Genomic DNA, 21,894 nt, shown 5'->3' with positions numbered 1-21,894 from the left:
GGGCACCTCCTGCGCTTCCCTCCACCATGGTGCCAGGTAAGGGTGTTATGAGTAGGTGAATGATCAGAGCCGGGCGTGGTGTCCTATGCCGGATCACCGCGCTCCGGCAACTAGTGACAAGATGGCCGCGTACCTCGCGCGCACCCGCGCGTAGTAAGTAATCCCGAGGAGATCCGAAGTGACTTCGCCGGAACTGGAGTCGGCCACCAACGCCGATCTCGTCATCCTCGGCGGTGGTTCAGGTGGCTACGCCTGCGCGTTCCGCGCGGCCGAGCTCGGCCTGTCCGTCGTCCTGGTCGAGAAGGACAAGCTGGGTGGCACCTGCCTGCATCGCGGTTGCATCCCGACCAAGGCGCTGCTGCACGCGGCCGAGGTGGCGGACAACGCCCGCGAAGGCGACCAGTTCGGTGTGAAGAGCTCGCTCGAGGGCATCGACATCGCCGGCGTCAACTCGTACAAGGACGGCGTGATCTCGCGGCTCTACAAGGGCCTGCAGGGACTCGCGAAGGCCAACAAGGTCACCCTCGTCGAGGGCGCGGGCACGTTCGTCGGCCCGAACACCGTCGAGGTGAACGGCCAGCGCTACACCGGCAAGAACGTCGTTCTCGCGACCGGTTCGTACGCCCGCAGCCTGCCCGGTCTGGAGATCGGCGGCCGGGTCATCACCAGCGACCAGGCGCTCAACCTGGACTTCATCCCGGAGAAGGTCGTCGTCCTGGGCGGCGGCGTCATCGGTGTGGAGTTCGCGAGCGTGTGGCGTTCGTTCGGCGCCGACGTGACCATCGTCGAGGCCCTGCCCCGCCTGGTCCCGGCCGAGGACGAGTACGCGTCCAAGCAGCTGGAGCGCGCGTTCCGCAAGCGCGGCATCAAGTTCAAGACCGGTGTGAAGTTCACCGGCGCCACCCAGTCCGACTCGGGTGTGTCGATCACGCTGGAGAACGGCGACGTCCTCGACGCCGACCTGCTGCTCGTCGCGGTCGGCCGCGGCCCGAACAGCGCGGGTCACGGCTACGAGGAGGCCGGGATCACGATCGACCGCGGCTTCGTCATCACCGACGAGCGCCTGCGCACGAACCTGCCGAACGTCTACGCCGTCGGCGACATCGTCCCCGGCCTGCAGCTCGCGCACCGCGGTTTCCAGCAGGGCATCTTCGTGGCCGAGGAGATCGCCGGCCAGAACCCGAAGGTGATCGACGAGGCGGGCATCCCGCGCGTCACCTACTGCAAGCCCGAGGTCGCCTCCGTCGGTCTCTCCGAGGCCGCGGCCAAGGAGAAGTACGGCTCGGCCGAGGTCTTCGTCTACGACCTCGCGGGCAACGGCAAGAGCCAGATCCTCAAGACCGCTGGTGGCGTGAAGCTCGTCAAGGCCCCCGACGGCCCGGTCGTCGGCGTCACCATGGTCGGCGAACGCGTCGGCGAGCTCATCGGTGAAGCACAGCTGATCTACAGCTGGGAGGCTTACCCGGAGGACGTGGCTCCGTTGATCCACGCCCACCCGACCCAGACTGAAGCCCTCGGCGAGGCGTTCCTCGCCCTGGCCGGCAAGCCGCTGCACGTGCACGGCTGACCGTTCCCCACACAAAGTCAGCCACACGAGAGCACGAGGAGTCAGCGAACAATGGCCTTCTCCGTCCAGATGCCCGCACTCGGTGAGAGCGTCACCGAGGGCACGGTCACCCGGTGGTTGAAGCAGGAAGGCGACCGGGTGGAGGTGGACGAGCCGTTGCTCGAGGTCTCCACCGACAAGGTCGACACCGAGATCCCGTCCCCGGCGGCCGGCGTCCTGCAGAAGATCGTCGCGCAGGAGGACGACACCGTCGAGGTCGGTGGCGAGCTCGCGGTCATCGGTGACGGCGACGCCGCACCGGCTGCCGAGCCCGCTCCCGCGCAGGAGGCTCCGGCCCCCGCGAAGGAAGAGGCTCCTGCCGCTCCCGCCCCGGCACAGGAAGAGGCTCCGGCCCCGGCCGCGCCGTCCGGTGGTTCGGCCGAGGGCACCGACGTCACGATGCCCGCGCTCGGCGAGTCCGTCACCGAGGGCACCGTCACCCGCTGGCTCAAGCAGGTCGGCGACAGCGTCGAGGTCGACGAGCCGCTGCTCGAGGTCTCGACCGACAAGGTCGACACCGAGATCCCGTCGCCGGTCGCGGGCACGTTGCTCGAGATCAGCGCCGGTGAGGACGAGACCGTCGAGGTCGGCGGCAAGCTCGCCGTCATCGGTTCGGGCAGCCCCGCGCAGTCCGCTCCCGCCCCGGAGACCAAGCCCGAACCGAAGCAGGAGGCGCCCCAGCAGGCCGCTCCGGCTCCGGCCCCGCAGCAGGCTGCCCCGGCACCCGCTCCGGCTCCGGCCGCCCCGGCTCCGCAGGCCGCTCCGGCCGCCGCGCCCGCCGCGTCTTCTTCTTCCGACGACGCGAACGGCTCGCCGTACGTCACTCCGCTCGTGCGCAAGCTCGCGTCGGAGAACGGCATCGACCTGGGCTCCCTCAAGGGCACCGGCGTCGGTGGCCGCATCCGCAAGCAGGACGTGCTCGCCGCCGTCGAGGCCAAGAAGGCCCCGGCTCCGGCACCGGCCGCCGCCGCTCCCGCCGCGTCCGCCCCCGCCGCTCGCACCGCCGCCCCGGCGTCGGTCGACAACTCGGGCAAGCGCGGCACCGTGCAGAAGCTCCCGCGCCTGCGTCAGATCGTCGCGCAGCGCACGCGTGAGTCGCTGCAGATGTCGGCCCAGCTCACCCAGGTGTTCGAGGTCGACGTGACCAAGATCGCCCGGCTGCGCAACCAGGCCAAGAAGGCGTTCGAGGCTCGTGAGGGCGCCAAGCTCACGTTCCTGCCGTTCTTCGCCAAGGCCGCCATCGAGGCCCTCAAGGCCCACCCGGTGCTCAACGCGTCGATCGACGAGGAGCGCAAGGAGGTCACCTACCACGGTGCCGAGCACCTCGGTCTGGCGATCGACACGGAGCGCGGCCTGCTCAACGCCGTGATCCACAACGCCGGTGACCTGAACCTGTCGGGCATCGCCCACAAGATCGGTGACCTGGCGGCGCGTGCCCGCTCGAACAAGCTCACGCCCGACGAGCTCGCCGGCGGCACGTTCTCGCTGACCAACCTCGGCAGCAACGGCGCGCTCTTCGACACCCCGATCATCCAGCAGCCGCAGGTCGGCATCCTGGGAGTCGGCGTCGTCAAGAAGCGCGCGGTCGTCATCACCGACGAGGACGGCGGCGACACCATCGCGATCCGCTCGATGATGTACCTCGCGCTCACCTACGACCACCGCCTGGTCGACGGTGCCGACGCGGGCCGCTTCCTCACGACGGTCAAGAACCGTCTCGAGGAAGGCGCGTTCGAGGCCGACCTCGGTCTCTGACCCGCGTTACCAGCACTGATATCCGATATATTGGATATCGACTGAATAGTGTGACCTGAAGGCCATCCCGGTTTGCCGGGGTGGCCTTCGGCACATCCTGGGTCCGGTATGCGAAGTACGGCTGTGCACGTGACGCGTCAGTGGGGAACGATCTAGGTATGCGCGTTGTCATCGCGGGATCGTCGGGATTGATCGGCACGAGCCTGGTGGCGTCCATGCGCGCCGCGGGCCACGAGGTGCTGCGGCTGGTGCGCCGCAAAGCCGCCGCGCCCGACGAACGCGGGTGGGACCCGTACGCCGGGCGCATCGACGACGGGACGTTCGACGGCGTCGACGCCGTCGTCAACCTGTGCGGCGCGGGCATCGGCGACAAGCGGTGGGACGACGCGCGCAAGCAGGTCCTGCACGACAGCCGGGTCGTTCCGGCCGAGGTGCTGTCGGCGGCGGTCGTCGAGCACGGCGTGCCGGCGCTGGTGAGCTCGTCGGGTGCCCACTTCTACGGCGACACCGGCTCGCGCCTCGCGGACGAGGACGCGCCGGGCGGCCACAGCTACATGTCGCGGCTGACCCAGGACTGGGAAGCGGCGACGTCCGTGGCGCAGGAAGGCGGCGTGCGTGTCGTACTAATGCGCACCGCTGTCGTCATCTCCCCGTCCGGTGGCGTGTTCGGCCGGTTGAGGCCGGTCTTCCAGTTCTTCCTGGGCGGCAAGCTCGGGTCCGGGGAGCAGTACTTCCCGTGGGTGTCGCTGGACGACGTCGTGTCGGCCTACCGGTTCGTCGTCGAGCACGACGACGTCCGCGGGCCGGTCAACGTCGCGGGTCCGACGCCGGTCACGAACGCCGAGTTCACCAAGGCGGTCGGCACCGCGCTGCACCGGCCGACGCCGTGGACCGTGCCGGCGTTCGCGCTCAAGACCCTGCTCGGCGGTGAGATGGCCGAGGAACTGCTGCTCAGCGGTCCTGGCCTGACGCCGAAGGTGCTGGAGAGCCGCGGCTTCCACTTCCTGCACCCGGCACTGCCGGCGGCGCTGAACGCGGCGGTCGCATGACCCGAGTCGTCGCGGCCCTCCTGCTGATCTCGTGGATCCTCCTGGGACTCCCCGAGATGACCGGGCTCGACGTGTGGGTGCACAACGGGCTGCCGCGACCGGAGTGGTTGCAGACGACGGCGTTCGTGGTGGGCCTGGTGCTCGGGCCGACGATCGGGTGGGCGTTCGCGGCGGTGTTGTTCGTGCTCGCCTGGAAGCGGCGTGATCCGCGGTTGTGGAAGGCGTTGGCGTTGCACGCGCTGTGCTGCGCGACGTTGCTGACGAGGTTCCTGTTCGACCGCGTCCGGCCCATCGAATACCACCTGCCCAGCTATCCCAGCGGACACACGGTGGCGATCGCGTCCACGGCGTTCACCCTGGTCGTGCTGCTGCGCAGGACCACCTGGAACGTGGCTCTGTGGGCGGTGCTCGCGGTGCTGGTGGGCGGGTTCGCCAGGATCGTGCTGGAGATGCACTGGGTCACCGACGTCATCGGCGCCGTGCTGGGTGTGACGGGCGTTGGACTCGTGGCAGCACTCGCTCTGGGGTTGGTAACGTCGGGTCGTGAACTCGTGCCGCACCTCGTCAGACCCCGTCGTCATCCGTGAGCTGGGGCTCATCGACTACATGACGGCGTGGGACCTCCAGAAGCAGATCGCGGAGGCACGCGCAGGCGGTACGGGCCCGGACACCCTTCTGCTGCTCGAACACCCGCCCGTCTACACCTGCGGCAGGCGGACCCTCGACGAGGAGCGCCCGCTCGGGGGCAGCACCCCGGTCATCGACGTCGACCGCGGCGGCAAGATCACCTGGCACGGCCCCGGCCAGCTGGTCGGCTACCCGATCATCAGGCTGTCCGAGCCGATGGACGTCGTGGACTACGTGCGGCGCGTCGAGCAGGGCCTCATCGACGTGTGCGATCAGCTCGGTGTGCACACCGGCCGGATCGAGGGCCGCAGCGGCGTCTGGCTGCCGGCAGACGACCGGGGCCCGGAGCGCAAGGTCGCCGCTATCGGCATCCGCGTGCAGCGCGGTGTGACCATGCACGGCTTCGAGATCAACTGCAACGCGAGCCTCGACGCGTTCGGCGACATCATTCCGTGCGGGATCAAGGACGCGGGCGTCGCTTCTCTCTCGCACGAACTGGGCCGCGACGTCACCGTCGCCGAGGTGCTGCCGCTCGCCCGTGACGCTGTGCTCGCGGCGCTCGACGGCACGCTCCCCCTGACGGACCGCACTTTGGCCCGCACTGGCCCCGTCGCTCCGGGTATCACCTTCGCTAGCATTCCGTAGCCCTGCGGCGGGGAGTCGCGGGATCGCGGAGGAGGGTGCGTCGTGAGGTTGTCCCGACGCCAGGTGTTCAAGGCTGCCGGATTAACGGCGCTGGCAGGCGGAATCACGTCGAACGGATCGGTGGCGGCGGCCGCGCCCGTACGAACGTGGTCCGGTGAGATCCAGATCAGCGAGTGGGAGCAGTACTACCTCGGGCTTGATGGCGGGGCGCACCAGAAGGCGCTGAGCGCATTGGACATCGCACATCGCGACGGTTTCCGCGCTGACGAGCAGTACCTGATGGTGCCGGTCGAGTCCGTGCGACGGGCCGCGCTGGAGTTCGGTGACCACGCGGCCGCCGACATATTGCGCGACCGCTTCGGCCTCGACTCGCCGTCGATGCTCGGACGTGGGCTCAAGCTCGTGCTCGGGCAGGACGGGCTGGAAGAGCGATACCTCGACGAACCCGCGTTGCAGCTGCGATACATCGGATATCGGCGGCGGTTCGCGAACTACGTGATGCCGATGCCACCAGCAGTGCACAAAGCGCTCGCCTGATATCCAATATCCATTAGCCGATATCCAGAATCCGATATATCAGACCGGCGATATATCAGAGTTGGGGCGCCACGTCCGACGCGATGTCGGTGATGTGGTCGAGGTCGGCGAGATCCAGCGTCTGCAGGTACACGCGCTGTACACCGGTCGCATCCCGCCACGCGCCGATGCGGTCGACCACCTCGGCCGGGGTGCCGGCCAGACCGTTCGCCTTGAGCTCGTCGACCTCGCGGCCGATCGCGGCGGCCCTGCGGGCGACGTCGGCGTCGGTCCGGCCGACGCACGCGACGAGGGCGACCGAGCGGATGATCTCCTTCGGGTCGCGGCCGGTCTCCTCACAGGCGGTGTCGACGCGGGCGAACTGCTCGACCGCGGCGTCGATGCCGACGAACGGCAGGTTGAACTCGGTGGCGTAGGACGCGGCCAAGGCGGGCGTGCGCTTGGCACCCATGCCGCCGATCAGCAACGGGACGCGCTCCTGCGCGGGCTTCGGCAGCGCCGGCGAGTCGGTCAGCGTGTAGTGCTTGCCCTCGAACGAGAAGGTGCCGCCGAGCGGGGTCTCCCACAGGCCGGTGATGATCGCGACCTGCTCCTCGTAGCGCTCGAAGCGCTCCCCCAGCGACGGGAACGGAAGCCCGTACGCGGTGTGCTCGGCCTCGTACCAGCCCGCGCCGATGCCGAACTCCACGCGGCCGCCGGACATCTGGTCGACCTGGGCGACGCTGATGGCGAGCGGTCCCGGGTGGCGGAACGTCGCGGCGGTCATCAGCGTGCCCAGGCGGATCGTCGACGTGTCGCGGGCCAGACCGGCGAAGGTGATCCACGGGTCGGTCGGGCCGGGAAGGCCGTCGGCCGAGCCCATCCTGAGGTAGTGGTCGGAGCGGAAGAAGGCGCCGTACCCGGCGTCCTCGGCCGTCCTGGCCACCCGGAGCAGGTCGTCGTAGCTCGCGCCCTGCTGGGGTTCGGTGAAGATTCGGAGTTCCACGAACGCGAATCTAGTCGCCGAAAAACTCTGCGGAAAAGCGCGGTGCAGGCACAGCCGCCCCGTCCGCGGTGAACACTCCGCGTGCCACCAGGTGCGGATGCGCGGCCGCCTCCTCCAGGGTCAGCACCGGCGTCACGCAGGCATCAGAAGAGGCGAACACCTCCGACCACTCGTCACGGGTCCTGGTCAGGAACGCCTCGGCGAACGTCTTGCGCAGCAACGGCCAGGAGTCGCGGTCCAGCTGCTCGGGCAGGTCGGCGGCGTGCAGTCCCAGACCGGCCAGCAGCAGCGCGTAGAACTGCGGCTCCAGCGACCCCACCGCGACGGAACGGCCGTCCGCGCACTCGTAGATCGAGTAGAACGGGCATCCGCCGTCGAGCAGGTTCGAGTCCGGCGAGTCCTCCCACACCGACTGCGCCTTCATCGACCAGATCATCTGCGCCAGCGACGCCACACCGTCGACGATCGCCGCGTCGACGACCTGACCGAGGCCGGTGCGCTGCCGTTCCCACAACGCCGCCAGCACGCCCAGCACCAGGTACAGCGAGCCGCCACCGAAGTCACCGACCAGGTTCAGAGGTGGCTTGCCGATGGCGTGCAGCACTCCGGTGACCGACAGGTAGTTGATGTCGTGGCCGGCGCGCTGGGCCAGCGGACCGTCCTGACCCCACCCGGTCATCCGCGCGTAGATCAGGCCGGGGTTGACCGCCAGGCAGTCGGAGGGCCCGAGTCCGAGCCGTTCCAGCACGCCGGGGCGGAAACCCTCGATCACCACGTCGGCCGCCGAGATCAGCGACAGCACGGAAGCGCGGCCGTCCGCGGACTTCAGGTCCGCCGACACCGAACGCCTGCCGCGCAACAGGAAGTCGCGGGAGGCGTCCGGCACCACGGACAGGCCGCCGGACGGACGTTCGACGCGCACGACGTCCGCGCCGAGGTCCGCCAGCAGCATCGCGCCGTGCGGGCCGGGACCGATGCCGCCGAACTCGACGACCTTCAGCCCGTCGAGCGGTCCCATCAGGACTCAGAGGCCACGAACGACAGGCGCGGGTTGAAGATCGCGCCCGTGGACTCGGCCAGGCCGCGCATCGCCTTGGCGTGGTTGCCGAAGTCCGGGTGGGCCAGTGCCGCGCGCAAGGCGTCGGCGCTCTCCCACAACGCGATGTTGATGTACGACGCCGGGTCGTCCAGCTGGCGCGACAGCGTGTACTGGATCAGGCCCGGCTGCTCGCGCAGGAAGGCGGCCGTCTCGTCGAAGGCCTTCTCGAACTCCTCCGGGTCACCGGTGAGCGTGAAGCGGTTGAGGAAGGTGATCATGAGGTGGCTCCTCCAGAAACGGTGTCAGGCTAGGCAGAACCATGCCCACCGCGTCTTGAGACGTGCTCAAGGAACGCCCGCCAAGCTCGACCGCATGCGCATCATCGATCTGTCTTCCCACATTGACGCATCCGCGTACGAAGCGGACCCGGTGACGCACGAGGTGCTCACGGCCGCCCAGGGTGCCGAACACATGGCCGAGCAGCTCAAGGCGCGGCTCGGCATCGAGTTCGACGTCTCCGTGCTGCGGGACTCCGAGTTCCTCACGCTGGACCGGATCAGCCTGACCTCCCACACCGGCACGCACGTGGACGCGCCGAGCCACTACGGCTCGAAGACCACGTACGGCAACGGGATCCCGCGCCACATCGACGAGATGCCGCTGGAGTGGTTCCACAACCCCGGTGTGAAGCTCGACGTCCGCGGCCACGGCACCGGCGTCATCGGCGTCGAGGTGCTGGAGAAGGAGTTCGCCCGCATCGGTTACACGCCGAAGCCGATGGACATCGTCATCCTCGACACCGGCGCCGCCGAGCACGCGGGCACCCAGACCTACTTCACCGACTACACCGGGCTCGACGGCCCCGCCACGAACTTCCTGCTGGACCTGGGAGTCAAGGTGATCGCCACCGACGCGTTCAGCCTCGACGCGCCGTTCCCGGACATCGTCAAGCGCTACCTGCAGACCAAGGACGAGAGCGTGCTGTGGCCCGCGCACTTCGCCGGCCGCGACCGCGAGTACTGCCAGATCGAGCGTCTCGCGAACCTGGAGGCGTTGCCGGACTTCGGGTTCACCGTCGTCGCGTTCCCCGTCAAGATCAAGGGCGCCGGCGCGGGCTGGACGAGGGCCGTCGCACTGCTCGACGACTGAACCGGACAACTAGCTCTCAAGTGAGAGCTGAATCACCGTACCTACCTTGGTGGGTATGGATAACAGTGAATGGCCACCAGAGAACGAAGACCACATCGTCCGCGGAATCGACTAGCCACCGCCAAAGGGCCGCCCTCACCCAGAAGCTTTCTGGAGAGGGTGGCCCTTTTATATCGCGGTCACACCAAGCGAGCACGAGCCGTGTCCACGGTGTCCGCTGCGTCCAGCAACGGCAGCACCTGCGAGGCACCGGAACGCACGGCCTTCGTCCGCCGTGCGAACGACGTCAGGGTCTGTCCGGGTCCGGCTTCCACCAGCAGGACGTCGTACATCGCCACGAGTTCGTTCAACGCCGGTCCGAAGTAGACGGCGTCGGTCAGCTGACGGGTCCAGAACCGCGCGGACAACGCGTCCTCAGGAGTCATCAGCTTGCCCGTGTACCCGGAGTACAACGGCATCTGCGGCGCACGGGGCGAAGCGCTCCACGAAGCCAGGGCCTCGTCCACGGCGGGCTGCATAGCCGGGCTGTGGAACGGCGTCGACGCCGGCACGGTCACGACGATGTAGTCGTCCGCCTCCAGCCGCGCCCGCACCCTGGCCAGCGGCTCGTCGGACCCCGCCAGCATCGTCTGCCGGGCCGAGTTCACGGCCGCGATCGCCACGTCGCCTTCCAGGTACGGCAACAGGTCTGCTTCCGAAGCGGCGGCGGCCAGCATGCCGCCGGAGGGAATCGGCACGGCGGACAGCACCCGGTCCCGCACCAGGGAGACGGCCTCTTCCAAGGTGAACACCCCGGCCAGCGTCGCCGCGACGACCTCACCCGCGGAGTGCCCGATCAACGCGACGGGCTTGACGCCCCACGACAGAACGGTGCGCCCCAGCGCGTAGTCGACGGCGAACAGCAACGGCTGCGCCCGCGACACGTGATCGACGTCCGCCCCGGAAAGCCAGTCCTCGCAAGCAAGAGAGCCGACCTCGCCGAACAGCTCGAACACCTCGTCGATCACCGAGGTGAACACGGCATCCGTGCCGTACAGGGACGCCGCCATCCGCGGGTACTGCGATCCCTGGCCCGGAAACATCAGTGCTACGTCCACAACACGCCTCCAGAAACGGCTCAAGGCCGTGAAGGGGACACCTTCACGGCCTTGAGGCACATGACATCTACCTGTACTCGCGAACCACCATGGCGGAGTTGAAGCCGCCCTTGCCGCGACCGAGCACCAGCGCAGCCTTGATCTTGCCGTGCCGCGCCTCGTTCATGACGAGGTCGATCTCGTACTCGGGCACCAGGTTCTCGACGTTGATGGTCGGCGGGATCGCGCTCCAGTAGATGGAGAGGATCGCCGACGCCACGTCGAGCGAGCCACCACCGGCGAACAGACGCCCGGTCATGGTCTTCGGCGCCGTCACCGGCACGCCGTACGGCCCGAAGATGCCCTTGATCGCCTCGGCCTCGGCCTTGTCGAGCTCGGGAATGCCCGCCGCGTCGGCGAACACCACGTCGATCTCCGAGGCGTCCATGCCGGCGTCGCGCAGCGCCAGCTCGGCCGCCCGCTTCAGACCCGGCTCCCGCGACGGCATCTTCGAGTCGAACGTCGAGGCGTACCCGACGATCTCACCGTAGATGCGCGTCCCCGGACGGCCGGCCGCCGACTCCGGCGTCTCGACCACCATGATCGCGCCACCCTCGCCCGCGACGTACCCGGAGGCGTCGCGGTCGAACGGCAGGTAGGCGCGCTTCGGGTTGTTGTTGCGCGACAGGCAACCCGAGGCCTGGTGGGCCACCCACGCCCACGGGCACAGCGAGGAGTCCATGCCGCCTGTCAGGGCGAGCTGGACACCCTTGCGCAGCTGGCGCCGGGCGTGACCGATGGAGTCGATGCCACCGGCCTGCTCGGACACCACCACCGCGCCGGGACCGCGCGTGCCGTGCCGGATGGAGATCTGGCCCGTGTTGACCGCGTAGAACCACGCGAACGACTGGTACGCCGAGACGTACTCCGGACCCTGGTGCCACAGCTTCTGCAGTTCGCGCTGACCGAACTCGTACCCGCCGGCCGTCGCCGCGGTGATGACCGCGATGTCGGTGTCGGGGATGTCGTTCGGCTGCACACCCGCACCACGCAACGCCCAGTCCGTGCCGACCAGTGTCAGCCGCGTCATGTGGTCCGTCTGCGGCAGCAGGCGACCCTGCAGGTGCCGCCCTGCCTCGAAGCCAGGCACCTCACCGGCGATCTTCGCCCAGTAGTTCGCGCTGTCGAACCGGGTGATCGGCCTGATCGCCGCCTCCCCGTGCAGGGTCGCCCGCCAGTACGCGGTCGGCCCCAAACCGTTCGGAGACGCGATGCCGATTCCCGTCACCACTGCCCGAGTCACCGGCCTGCCCCTTCCACCTTTTTGAGCACCATGGCGCTCTGGAATCCACCGAAACCACTGCCCACGGTCAGGAGGGTGTCGACCTTCTTCTCGCGCGCCACCAGTGGCGTGTAGTCGAGGTCGCACTCGGGGTCCTGCTCGTGGAGGTTCGCCGTCGGCGGGATGAGGTCCTGCTCGAACGCCAGCAGCGAGCCGACGATCTCGAGCGAACCGATCGCGCCCAGCGAGTGCCCGATCATCGACTTGAAGCCGGAGACCGGGGTCTTGTACGCGTGCGCACCCAACGAACGCTTGAAAGCGGCCGTCTCGTGCAGGTCGTTCTGCTTGGTGCCCGACCCGTGCGCGTTGATGTAACCGACGTCCGTCGCATCCGCACGCGCCTGCTTCAGCGCGATGTTGATGGCGTCGGACATCTCGATGCCCTCGGGGTGCAGGCCCGTCATGTGGTAGGCGTTGCACCGCGAGGCGAAGCCGGCGACCTCACCGTAGATGTGCGCACCGCGAGCGCGGGCGTGCTCCAGCTCCTCGAGCACGATGATCGCGCAACCCTCGCCCAGCACCAGGCCGTCGCGGGTCTTGTCGAACGGCCGGCACGCCGTTGTGGGGTCGTCGTTGCGGGTGCTGGACGCACGGATCACGTCGAAGCAGACCACGGTGATCGGGGAGAGCGGAGCCTCGGTGCCGCCGGTGACGACGACGTCGGCCGAGCCCTCCAGGATCAGGTCGGCCGCGTAACCGACCGAGTCGAGACCCGAGGTGCAGCCCGTGGAGACCACGGAGACCGGTCCCTCGGCGCCCACTGTCCACGCCAGCTCCGTCGCCATCGAGGACGGCGTGAAGTAGTCGTAGAGGTGCGGGACGGCGTAGGACTGGTCGACCTCCCAGTACTTGCCCCGGTCGGAGCCGACGATGAACTCGCGCTCCAGCGAGGTCGTGCAGCCGACCGCGGTGCCGAGCGAGACACCGATGCGGCCGGGGTCGAGCTGGTCGAACTCGATGCCGGAGTCCGACATCGCCTCACGACCCGCGACGACCGCGAACTGCGCGGCTCGGTCGAGCCGGCGGATCTCCTGCGGCGTGAGGCCTTCGCGCACTGGATCGAAATCTGCTTCCCCCGCCATGCGGGAGCGGTACGGAGACGCGTCGAAGTGCGTGATGTTGCGAGTCGCCGTACGCCCTTCGGACAGCAGTTGCCAATACGCCTTCGTTCCGATGCCACCAGGTGCGACCACGCCCACCCCGGTGATGACGGCGCGACGACTCATCGGACACCTCCAATCGCCTTCTGTGCGGACACGGTCTGCTCCAATCTCGGACAGGGCACGGGAGCGATACCTGTTTCTGCCGAATGAACCGATGATGAAACGCCCCGATCGAGGCCACCTCGAACGACGGCGTAGGACCCCTGTACGAGTCCGGCCCCCGCGTCGGTCGCGAACAGCTGTTTCGCTGCCGAGCCGCCGTCGTCGTCACATCCGAAACCAAGGGGCACACCGGTTTCCGCGACCGCCGCGACGATCTCGCCGATCTGGTCCGGCCACAGCTTGCCCGCTGTGTCGTGCAGCAACACGGTTTCCGCCCCAGCCTCCGCGGCGGTCAGCACGACCTCCAAAGCGTTCTCGGGGTCGATCAGCCAGCCGTCGAAGAAGTCCCGCGCCTCGACGATCACTCGTCGTTCGGCGCGCACGAGTTGACGCACGGCCTCTCGAACCACCGAAAAGCCGTGCCCTTGGACAACTATCGCCACCGCGGGGGTTTCCGCGGCGATGAGTGCGGCAAGGTCCTCCGCACCGCCTGAGGCGATGAGGGTGGCGGCCCGCAACCGGAGTTCGATCGCCGCCCGGTGGTAGAACGACCGGGCGGGTCTGCCTCCGTCGACGAACGTGACTCCGAGCGCGTCGAGGCGCCGCGCCGCGACCAGTCTGTCCGAAATGGACAGGCTGGTGCGGCGCAGCGAGATGTCGTAGAGCTTCATCAGAACCCCGACAGCAGTACTCGGGAGGCCTCGATCTCGTAGGCACAGGGCGCCACGTCCGAAGAGGGACAACCCTTGCGCTCGTGCTCGACCGCGGCCTTCTCCAGGTACATGGAGACCACGTAAAGTCCGTTGCGGCTTGCAGCGCGTGCTGCGGCGGTCAGTAGTTCCGCGCCACCCAACCCCATCGCGTCACCTCACCCGTTCTCGGCGAATTCCTTGGCGTGCCGGAGCGTCGTGAGGCTGTTGGTGCCCAGTGCGTGACGGATGAGCTCGCGAGCGCGCTCGATCGTCCCGTCGGCTCCCAGGATCTCGGGGATGACCTCGGGCCGGATGACGACGGTGTGGTGCGACGTCGCCTCGATGCCGGCCTCGATGCCGTCGCCGATGTCCCTGAACGTCCACCGGCCGACGTGCGCCGCCATGATCGGCGGTGTGTGCGTCTGCTTGTAGACGATGCCGTCGTACGGGGTGCAGACCCGCACCGAGTGCGTGGTGTGGATCGACCCGTCCGGGCTGCGCGTGTCCATCTCCATGGACTGCACGCCGGTGACGGCTTCCTTGAGGTCCAGCTTCGCCACGTGCGGCAGACGCTCCGGCCACAGGTCCGAGCGGTACAGGAACTCGTAGACGTCCTTGCGGCTCGCGTGGATCGTGATGCTGTCCGAGAACGACAGCACCAGCTTGTCGTAGTCGTCGCCGTACTCGGCCGCCCGCTTGAGGGCGGCGAGCTCGGCGTCGCTGTTGTTGTTGACGGCGTTCAGGATGAGGTCGACCGCCTCGGGCTGCGCCGCGGTGAAGTGGTGGAGCAGATCGACCCTGGTCGCCGAATCGGCGATCGGGACGATCCGCCACTCCCCACCCATCGTCTTCACCGGTGCCGCCGAACGCTCCTGCTCGAACTTGATGTGCAGGTTCGCCGGGTCGAGCTCGCGCCGGGACGTCCACGTGCGCACGTCACCGTTGGCGAACGCGTGCAACCGCAACCGCTCCGTCGAGCCATCCCGTTCGAACACCTCGGCCTGGACCGTGGGTCCGAAGATGTACGGCCAGGTCGTCACGTCCGCGACCAGGTCGTACACCACCTTGGCGGGAGCCCCGATCATGACCGTGTGCGTGGTGGTGTGCGTCATGTCCGTCTCCGTATCCCGAGTCGCCGGCGTCAGGCCGCGATCTGTCCGTTGACCTTGTCCAGCAACTGACGCGGCGTCTCGATGTACGCCAGCTCGTCGTCGGCGATGGCGGCACCGTGCTTGCGCTTGATCAGCGCGACCGTCTCCAGCAGGGCGAGGGAGTCGAAGCCCAGCTCGAGGAACGGGATGTCGAGAATGTCCTGGCCCGGCTTGAACGAGTCGTCGTCGCCCGCGGCCTCGTTGAGGATCTCTTTGAGTCCCTCGATGGTCAGTGCGCTCACGGCTAGCTTCCTTTCCTCCAGCGGGCGGTTTCCGCGCGCCCACGACTGAGGTTGTCACCGCACGCCTGTAAGCCGGTGGAGAGATTCTCGAAGAAACCGTTGCACGACAAGCAAAAACGGCCCGCGCCACAGTGTGGCGCGGGCCGCTGGAGCTTTGATCTAGGCCAGAAGGCGTTGCAGCTGACGGGTTTCGGCGCTGTCGAGGCGCGGGTCGGACGTCAGGATCGCGTGCTGCAAGGTCTGCAGGCGCGACGACGGTTCGACGCCGAGCTCCTCGATCAGGGTGTTGCGCAGGCCCTTGAACGCGTCGAGCGCCTGCCACTGCCGGCCCGCGCGGAACAGCGAGATCATGTACTGCGCGCACAGGTTCTCGTTCATCGGGTTCTGCACGGTCAGCACGGAGAGCTCGGACAGCAGCGCCTTGTGCTTGCCCATCCGCAGCTCGGCGTCGATGCGCGCTTCGAGCACGCCCAGCCGGGCCTCTTCGAGGCGCACGATCTCGATGCCGAGCGGCATGCCCGGTCGCACGTCCACGACGGCGGCGCCGCGCCACATCTCGAGCGCCTGACGCAGCAGCCGGGAGGCCGAGACGTAGTCCTCGACGTCGTAGGCCTGCTGGCCCGCGCGGGAGAGACGTTCGAACTCGTGCACGTCGACGGCCTCCGGCGGCACGTCGAGCAGGTAGCCGCCGTACCGGGTGACCAGGACTTCCTTCGCCGCACCCTCGTCGGACGCCGACAGGGCGTCTCCGATGAGCTTGCGCAGCTGCAGGATGTAGGTCTGCAGGGTGGTGCGGGCGCTGCGCGGCGGACGGTCGCCCCACAGTTCCTCGATCAGCGTGGGAACGGACACGACCTGCCCGGAGTGCAACGCGAGCAGCGCCAGGATCTGCCGTGGCTTGGCCGCGGTGGGCGTCACCGAGCGACCGTTCACCTTGGCCTCAACGGGCCCCAGGACCTTGATCTGCATCGCGACCCCTCCTTCGGTTCCGAGCACGGCATTAGTCTGCTCGGTCTAACGACGGGGCGTTAGTGCACAGGCCATCGATGTCAGGTGAGTTCTGCCCGTGCCGGGTATGAAAACTTCATACGGAGGCGCATTAGCCGGTAACTACCGATCCATTAGCGCTGGTCCGCATCATTACCCACAACAAATCACACGCAAACATCGGAGATGAACATGTACCCCACCGTCACCGTGGAGCACTTGTCTTCCGTCCCCACCGCCACAGACGACTCCGACGACATGAAGATCTACCAGTTCGACCGTGAGGCCTCGATGGACTGGTGGATCATCTACGCCTCCGGGACGTGCTCCCCGGGCAGCTGCTACAAAGCCGAAGAGGCGGTCCTCGCGGCATGAGACACGAACTGGCCGAACCGGGCGAGCAACGCATCGGGTTCAAACGACACCTCCGGCCGCAGATAGTGCAGGGTGAAGCCGTTTACCTGTTCGGAGAATCAGGGGTCACGGCCATTGCAGGCACCCACGTCGAAACGCTGGCGCCGTTGCTCGACGGCACCCGCGATCTCGCCGCACTGCTGCGCGACGTCCCCGCTGGTCTGAGCGCCGACAAGGTGGGACGCATGCTCACGCGGCTCGCCGCGGCGGGACTCATCGGCAGCAGGGGCACGGAGGACGGTTCGGCCACGGCCGAGGCCTCACTCGCGTACTGGGACGCGGTGGGTCTCGACCCCGCGGACGCGGTGGCGGCGACATCGACGTCGCTCGTCTCCGTGGTCGCGATCGGGGACATCGATCGCGACGCGCTCGTGGAAGCCTTGCACCGCAACGGACTCACGGTCACCTCGGGGAGTGGTGACCTCACGGTCGTGGCGTGTGCGGACTACCTGGCCCCCGAGCTCCGCGCCATCGACGAGGCACATCGCGCGACAGGCACGCCTTGGCTGCTGGTCAAGCCCGTGGGCGCGCAGGTGTGCGTCGGTCCCTTCTTCACCCCCGGCGACGGCCCCTGCTGGCGTTGCCTCGCCTCATGCCTGTCCGTGAACCGGAAGGCGGAGGCGCACGTGCGGGCGCGGTGCGGACAGAGTGGTCCGGCACCACGCCCTGCCATCGGCCTGCCGTCGCTGCGGGCGACGGCGCTGGAGATCGCGTCGGTCGAGGCGACCAAGTGGCTCGCGGGCATCCGCCACGAGACACAGCGATCCATCTGGAACTACGACAGCCTCACGATGAAGGTCACCCAGCACGAGGTGCGGCACCGCCCGCAGTGCTCGGACTGCGGTGACCCCGAAGTTGTCGCGCGCAGGGCGTTCGAGCCGGTCGAACTCACGAGTCGCGTGAAGCGCTCCTGCGAGGGCGGCGGCCACCGGTCGTCGTCCCCGCAGGAGGTGCTCGACACCTACCGGCACCTCATCGGTCCCCTCACCGGGATCGTCAAGGACATCCGCCGCAACGACCAGGGCCCGGCCTTCTTCAACTCCTTCGTGTCCGGCTCGAACATCGCGGCCGCCGGCGAGGGCATCGAGGGGCTGCGCTCGGCGCTGCGGGCCGACACCGGCGGCAAGGGCATGACGCCGCTCGACGCCGAGGTCGGCGCCCTGTGCGAGGCCGTGGAACGACGCAGCGGCGCGTTCTTCGGCGAGGAGGCACGGGTGAGCGGCAGCTACGCCTCGCTCGGCGACCTCGCGATCCACCCCCTCACCGTCCAGCAGTACGACCAGCGCCAGTTCGAGGGCCGCGAGGAGTGGAACGCGAGCCACTCGATGTTCCAGCACGTCACCACGCCGTTCGACGAGAACGAGGTGATGGACTGGACCCCGCTCTGGTCGCTCACCGACCAGCGGCACAAGTTCCTGCCCACCGGCATGCTCTACTTCGGCGCCCCCTGTCCGCCGAGTGTCACGTCGGACTCCAACGGCTGCGCCGCGGGCAGCAGCCTGGAGGACGCGGTGCTGCAAGGGCTTCTCGAACTGATCGAACGGGACGCGGTCGGCATCTGGTGGTACAACCGGACGCCGGTGCCGGGCGTGGACCTGGACTCGTTCCACGACCGGTGGATCGACGAGCTCCGCGACGTGCACGCGAACCTCGGCCGTGAGGTGTGGCTGCTCGACGTCACCGCCGACCTGGGCGTGCCGACGATGGTCGCCGTGTCGCGCCGCACGGACGGCGGGCCGCGCGAGGACATCATGTTCGGCTGCGGCGCGCACCTCGACCCGCGGACCGCGGCACGCCGCGCTCTCACCGAACTGAACCAGTGCATGCCCTCGCTGTGCGGGCAGGTCGACCTGGCCCGGTTCGACGTCGATCTGCGGCACTGGCTCGAGACGGCCCGGCTCGCCGACCACCCCTGGCTGGCACCCGATCCCGACGAACCGGCGCGCGACGTGTTCCACCACGGCTACGTTCACCGCGCCGACCTCACCGAGGACATCCGCGCCATCCAGGACACCCTGGAGGCCAAGGGAATGGAGCTGCTCGTGCTCGACCAGACCAGGCCCGACATCGGACTTCCGGTCGTGCGGGTCGTCGTGCCGGGCCTGCGGCACTTCTGGTCGAGGTTCGCTCAAGGCCGCCTCTACGACGTCCCTGTACAACTGGGTCGGCTGGCACGACCACGCCGGTACGAAGAGCTCAACCCGATCCCGTTGTTCATGTGATGAACGGGATGACCATCGCCCAGAGCGGAGGCGCTGTGGTGCCCACGCAGTCGCACGTCCCGGCAGGCAGGCCGCTGTGGTCGTTGCTGGAGGACGCCTTCGTGGACGAGGGCGCCGAGCACCTGACCGTGCACGGCAGATGGGGTGCGATCCAGATCGCCGACACCAGCCCGCTGGTGCGCGAGGCGTTGCACCGGATGAGCCTCGGTCCGGTGGCGCTGGAGAACATCTCGGCGCTGCACGAGAACTTCGTGCGGTGGAAGACCGGCTCCGGTCCGTGCCTCATCTGGCGCAAGCTCAAGAACACGCTCGACCAGCTGGGCGGCTGCCTCGTGCCGTCGCTCGGGCTGAACGACGGCGCCGGCCCGATCCTGTCGGTCGTCGCGGTCACGCGGGACGCGGTGTTCGCGTTGCCGCACATCGAAGAGCACGAGATCGTCACCATGCGGCCGCGCACCGAGATCGAACGGCTGAACGGGGACCAGGCCCTGGCGTGTCCAGGACTCGCCTATCAGGTGATTCTGCACAGCGCGCCCGCCACCGAGATCGCGAAGTCGTTGCTGCACACGGAGAGCACGATCGCCGAGGTGGCCGAGGCGTTGCAGGTGGAGAAGACGCTGGTCGGAGATGTTGTCGCTTATCTGGCGGGGGCCGGACTCGTCGTCGTCCAGAGGTGTTGAGCCATCGCCATGTTGCTCCGATCGCGGATCGCAAAACGCGAGATTTCCCAGGAAGCGCCCGTATCATGGCCGCGTCCGGACCCTCGCGTGGGAGCTGCTGCTGTGACGCTGCGACAGGAACGCTCATCGGTGTCCCGTCGTTTGGCGTACGTCGTGATCAGCGTGGTGTTCGTCGGCTACTTCAGCAACGCGTTCCTCTACGTCCTGCAGGCCGGCGCCACCCCCGTGCGGATCGCGGGTTCACTGGCCTGTCTGCTCTCGATCGGGTACCTGCAGCTGCGGGTGTTCTCCCGGCCGGGCACGGACCTGAGGTCGGCCAAGGCCTACCTGGCGCTCGGCGCGCTCGCGCTGCTGGTGTTCGTGCCGATGCTGTTCTTCCCCAACGCGTGGGCCGGCATGCCCGGTTTCTTCGCGGGCAGTGCCCTGCTGGTGCTGCCTGGCCGGGTGCGGTGGCTGGTGTTCGGCGCGGTGGCGCTGGTCAACGCCGCGGCCAAGATCGGCCAGTGGGAAACCGGCGTGCTGATCTACTACCTGGTGTCGTCGATGGTCGCCGGCCTGGTCGTCTACGGCCTGTCGCGGCTGCCGTCGCTGGTGAAGCAGCTGGAGACGGTCCGGTCCGAGCTCGCCGACCTGGCGGTGTCGCAGGAACGGCTGCGGTTCGCCCGCGACCTGCACGACCTGCTCGGGTTCAGCCTCTCGGCGATCACGCTGAAGGTGGAGCTGACCCGCAAGCTGATCGGTGAACACACCGACCGCGCGCTGCGTGAGCTGGCGGAGATCCTCGGCATCGCCCGTGAGGCCCTGACGGACGTTCGTGCGGTGGCGTCGAGCTATCGCGAACTGTCGCTGGCCGACGAGATCGAGTCGGCGCGGTCCGTGCTGACCGCCGCGGGGGTCACGGCGACGATCGAGGCGGACGAGACCGAGCTCGCCCCCCGGTCCAGGACCGTCCTCGCGACGGTGCTGCGCGAGGGTGTGACGAACCTGCTCCGGCACAGCGAGGCCACCCGCTGCACGATCACGATCTCCGGCACGGACGGGTTCGTGTCGATCGACGTCGTCAACGACGGCGCTCCCGCCGAGGCCGGCACCGATCAGGGCAGCGGCCTCACCAACCTCGCCACCCGCACCACCGCCCTCGGTGGATCGATCCTCGCCCAGGCCTCACCGGACGGCGTCTACCGGCTGCACGCCGAGGTGCCGACCGATCCGGCGTCGGAGGAACGGGCGAGCGACCCGCGCCCCGCCGGCCCCATGATGGCGACGCGGTTCGCCCAGGTGCTGCTCACGGCGGTCGTGGTCGGGTACGGAGCGATGGCGACGACGCTGTCCACGCACTTCTACTCGTCGGTCGGGGCGGCCGGGATCGCGGCCGCCGCGGTGAGCAGCGCGGTGGCCGTCGGGCTCGTGCTGGGCCTGGTGAGCCGTCCCCACGTCCGGTTGACCCCGGTCCGCGTCGGCGCGGTGCTGGCCGCGCTGGCCGTCTGCGTGTACACGGCCCCGTTCGTGTTCACCAACCCCTACCTCGGCGCCGTGCCCGGCTTCCTCGCCGGATCGGCGGCGCTGCTCCTGCCCCGCCGGACCGGCTGGCTCGCGTTCGTCGCGGTCGTCGCGGCGCAGGGCGCGATCTACCACGTGATGGGCCCCTCGATCGGTGAGGGCGTCGTGGACACCGTGTACGGCGTCATCGCCGCGACGAACCACGGCCTGGTGCTCTACGCGTTGACCAGGCTGCGTTCCACGGTGAACGAGCTGCACGAGGCGCGGGAGGAACTGGCGACGGCGGCGGTCACGCAGGAACGGCTGCGGTTCGCCCGCGACCTGCACGACCTGCTCGGCTACAGCCTCTCCGCGATCACGCTGAAGAGCGAGCTCACGCACCGGCTGGCGGTGATCGACCCCGGCCGGGCGCGCCAGGAGCTCACCGAGGTGCTGGAGATCTCCCGGCAGGCTTTGGCGGACGTGCGGTCGGTGGCCCTGAGCTATCGCGAGCTGTCGTTCGACGAGGAGACCCAGTCGGCGCAGGCGTTGCTGTCCGCGGCCGACATCGAGGTCACCGTGCGGATCGACGCGTGCGACCAGCTGCCCAAGGAGGTGACGGTGACGCTGGCGACGGTGTTGCGCGAGGGCGTCACGAACCTCCTGCGGCACAGCAAGGCCGAGCACTGCGAGATCGTGCTCGCCAGCTCGCGGCACCTGGTCACGATGGACATCATCAACGACGGGATCCCCACCATCGAGCGGAAGTCGCGCGACGGCAGCGGGATCGGCAACCTGACCACCCGCGTCCGTGCGCTCGGCGGTGACCTGCAGGCCGGTCTCACGCCCGAGCACACCTACCGGCTGCGCGCCGAGATCCCGTTGCCGTTGAACTGAAAGCAGCGAAAAGGGCCGCGTGAGGGAATCCCTCACGCGGCCCTTTTCGGTGTGC

21 protein-coding genes and 1 pseudogene are annotated in these 21,894 nt (G+C 68.6%); 11 read left to right on the top strand and 11 right to left on the bottom strand.

Annotated elements, in window-relative coordinates; translation table 11 throughout:
* Window positions 1-178 precede the first annotated feature (178 nt).
* The 6 genes from lpdA to ACIQF0_RS42055 all read left to right on the top strand — a co-directional run bounded on the left by lpdA (window position 179) and on the right by ACIQF0_RS42055 (window position 6,219).
* Window positions 179-1,567, top strand: a complete 1,389-nt coding sequence (lpdA, locus tag ACIQF0_RS42080; protein WP_401039603.1) for a dihydrolipoyl dehydrogenase — start codon at window positions 179-181, stop codon at window positions 1,565-1,567.
* A gap of 51 nt (window positions 1,568-1,618) precedes the next feature.
* The gene (gene sucB, locus ACIQF0_RS42075) at window positions 1,619-3,361 is read left to right on the top strand and encodes a 2-oxoglutarate dehydrogenase, E2 component, dihydrolipoamide succinyltransferase (RefSeq protein ID WP_401039600.1); all 1,743 of its coding nucleotides are present in this window, start codon (window positions 1,619-1,621) and stop codon (window positions 3,359-3,361) included.
* Between the two features lie 158 nt (window positions 3,362-3,519).
* Window positions 3,520-4,410 carry a TIGR01777 family oxidoreductase gene (locus ACIQF0_RS42070; RefSeq protein ID WP_401039597.1) on the top strand — a complete coding sequence of 297 codons (891 nt, stop codon included), beginning with the start codon at window positions 3,520-3,522 and terminating at the stop codon, window positions 4,408-4,410.
* The gene (locus ACIQF0_RS42065; RefSeq protein WP_360042376.1) at window positions 4,407-4,997 is read left to right on the top strand and encodes a phosphatase PAP2 family protein; all 591 of its coding nucleotides are present in this window, start codon (window positions 4,407-4,409) and stop codon (window positions 4,995-4,997) included. The genes ACIQF0_RS42070 and ACIQF0_RS42065 overlap by 4 nt, the downstream gene beginning before the upstream one ends.
* Entirely contained in the window at window positions 4,954-5,682 is a 729-nt protein-coding gene (gene lipB, locus ACIQF0_RS42060; protein ID WP_401039593.1) for a lipoyl(octanoyl) transferase LipB, read from the top strand. The genes ACIQF0_RS42065 and lipB overlap by 44 nt, the downstream gene beginning before the upstream one ends.
* Window positions 5,683-5,724: 42 nt before the next feature.
* Complete coding sequence (locus tag ACIQF0_RS42055) at window positions 5,725-6,219, top strand: hypothetical protein (RefSeq protein ID WP_401039590.1); 495 nt, start codon at window positions 5,725-5,727, stop codon at window positions 6,217-6,219.
* A gap of 55 nt (window positions 6,220-6,274) precedes the next feature.
* On the opposite strand, the gene ACIQF0_RS42050 is transcribed toward ACIQF0_RS42055, so the two are convergent.
* From ACIQF0_RS42050 to ACIQF0_RS42040, 3 genes are read right to left on the bottom strand one after another with little or no spacing between them, the layout of a single operon-like run.
* Entirely contained in the window at window positions 6,275-7,204 is a 930-nt protein-coding gene (locus ACIQF0_RS42050) for an LLM class F420-dependent oxidoreductase (protein ID WP_360042368.1), read from the bottom strand.
* A 10-nt stretch (window positions 7,205-7,214) separates the two neighbouring features.
* The gene (locus tag ACIQF0_RS42045; protein WP_401039670.1) at window positions 7,215-8,225 is read right to left on the bottom strand and encodes a CaiB/BaiF CoA transferase family protein; all 1,011 of its coding nucleotides are present in this window, start codon (window positions 8,223-8,225) and stop codon (window positions 7,215-7,217) included.
* On the bottom strand, window positions 8,222-8,521 hold the full coding sequence (locus tag ACIQF0_RS42040; protein WP_189159205.1) for an antibiotic biosynthesis monooxygenase: 300 nt from the start codon (window positions 8,519-8,521) through the stop codon (window positions 8,222-8,224). The genes ACIQF0_RS42045 and ACIQF0_RS42040 overlap by 4 nt, the downstream gene beginning before the upstream one ends.
* Window positions 8,522-8,615: 94 nt before the next feature.
* On the opposite strand from ACIQF0_RS42040, the gene ACIQF0_RS42035 reads away from it, so the two are divergent.
* Window positions 8,616-9,392, top strand: coding sequence for a cyclase family protein (locus ACIQF0_RS42035; protein WP_191303149.1), 777 nt, complete (start codon window positions 8,616-8,618; stop codon window positions 9,390-9,392).
* 179 nt (window positions 9,393-9,571) lie between these two features.
* Here ACIQF0_RS42035 and ACIQF0_RS42030 read toward each other — a convergent pair whose 3' ends face one another.
* The 8 genes and pseudogenes from ACIQF0_RS42030 to ACIQF0_RS41995 form a co-directional block, all read right to left on the bottom strand.
* Window positions 9,572-10,489 carry an acyltransferase domain-containing protein gene (locus tag ACIQF0_RS42030; RefSeq protein ID WP_401039584.1) on the bottom strand — a complete coding sequence of 306 codons (918 nt, stop codon included), beginning with the start codon at window positions 10,487-10,489 and terminating at the stop codon, window positions 9,572-9,574.
* A 67-nt stretch (window positions 10,490-10,556) separates the two neighbouring features.
* Window positions 10,557-11,771, bottom strand: a complete 1,215-nt coding sequence (locus ACIQF0_RS42025) for a ketosynthase chain-length factor (protein WP_360042359.1) — start codon at window positions 11,769-11,771, stop codon at window positions 10,557-10,559.
* Window positions 11,768-13,036: a beta-ketoacyl-[acyl-carrier-protein] synthase family protein gene (locus ACIQF0_RS42020; protein WP_319978430.1), complete on the bottom strand. Its 1,269-nt coding sequence runs from the start codon at window positions 13,034-13,036 to the stop codon at window positions 11,768-11,770. The genes ACIQF0_RS42025 and ACIQF0_RS42020 overlap by 4 nt, the downstream gene beginning before the upstream one ends.
* 95 nt (window positions 13,037-13,131) lie before the next feature.
* Window positions 13,132-13,746, bottom strand: a pseudogene (locus tag ACIQF0_RS42015) (citramalate synthase); the annotation flags it as partial.
* Window positions 13,746-13,934, bottom strand: a complete 189-nt coding sequence (locus ACIQF0_RS42010) for a hypothetical protein (protein WP_360042352.1) — start codon at window positions 13,932-13,934, stop codon at window positions 13,746-13,748. The pseudogene ACIQF0_RS42015 and the gene ACIQF0_RS42010, both read right to left, overlap by 1 nt.
* Before the next feature lie 9 nt (window positions 13,935-13,943).
* Window positions 13,944-14,879, bottom strand: coding sequence for an aromatase/cyclase (locus ACIQF0_RS42005; RefSeq protein WP_330270084.1), 936 nt, complete (start codon window positions 14,877-14,879; stop codon window positions 13,944-13,946).
* 29 nt (window positions 14,880-14,908) lie between these two features.
* Entirely contained in the window at window positions 14,909-15,160 is a 252-nt protein-coding gene (locus ACIQF0_RS42000; RefSeq protein ID WP_093600032.1) for an acyl carrier protein, read from the bottom strand.
* Between the two features lie 159 nt (window positions 15,161-15,319).
* Complete coding sequence (locus tag ACIQF0_RS41995; RefSeq protein WP_360042348.1) at window positions 15,320-16,129, bottom strand: AfsR/SARP family transcriptional regulator; 810 nt, start codon at window positions 16,127-16,129, stop codon at window positions 15,320-15,322.
* A gap of 210 nt (window positions 16,130-16,339) precedes the next feature.
* Here ACIQF0_RS41995 and ACIQF0_RS41990 point away from each other — a divergent pair, with 210 nt between their 5' ends.
* The 4 genes from ACIQF0_RS41990 (at window position 16,340) to ACIQF0_RS41975 (ending at window position 21,839) form a co-directional block, all read left to right on the top strand.
* Window positions 16,340-16,522: a hypothetical protein gene (locus tag ACIQF0_RS41990; RefSeq protein ID WP_360042345.1), complete on the top strand. Its 183-nt coding sequence runs from the start codon at window positions 16,340-16,342 to the stop codon at window positions 16,520-16,522.
* Entirely contained in the window at window positions 16,519-18,783 is a 2,265-nt protein-coding gene (locus ACIQF0_RS41985; RefSeq protein WP_401039577.1) for a TOMM precursor leader peptide-binding protein, read from the top strand. Before ACIQF0_RS41990 ends, ACIQF0_RS41985 begins: the two co-directional genes overlap by 4 nt.
* An 8-nt stretch (window positions 18,784-18,791) precedes the next feature.
* Entirely contained in the window at window positions 18,792-19,463 is a 672-nt protein-coding gene (locus ACIQF0_RS41980; protein WP_360042340.1) for a hypothetical protein, read from the top strand.
* Between the two features lie 102 nt (window positions 19,464-19,565).
* Window positions 19,566-21,839, top strand: a complete 2,274-nt coding sequence (locus tag ACIQF0_RS41975; RefSeq protein WP_401039571.1) for a sensor histidine kinase — start codon at window positions 19,566-19,568, stop codon at window positions 21,837-21,839.
* Window positions 21,840-21,894: the final 55 nt, after the last annotated feature.

It is taken from the genome of Lentzea sp. NPDC092896 (assembly GCF_044754905.1).
Taxonomy (GTDB): Bacteria; Actinomycetota; Actinomycetes; order Mycobacteriales; family Pseudonocardiaceae; genus Lentzea.
The sequence above is the reverse complement of the archived record's forward strand: the minus strand, read 5'-3'. Positions and strand labels throughout refer to the sequence as shown.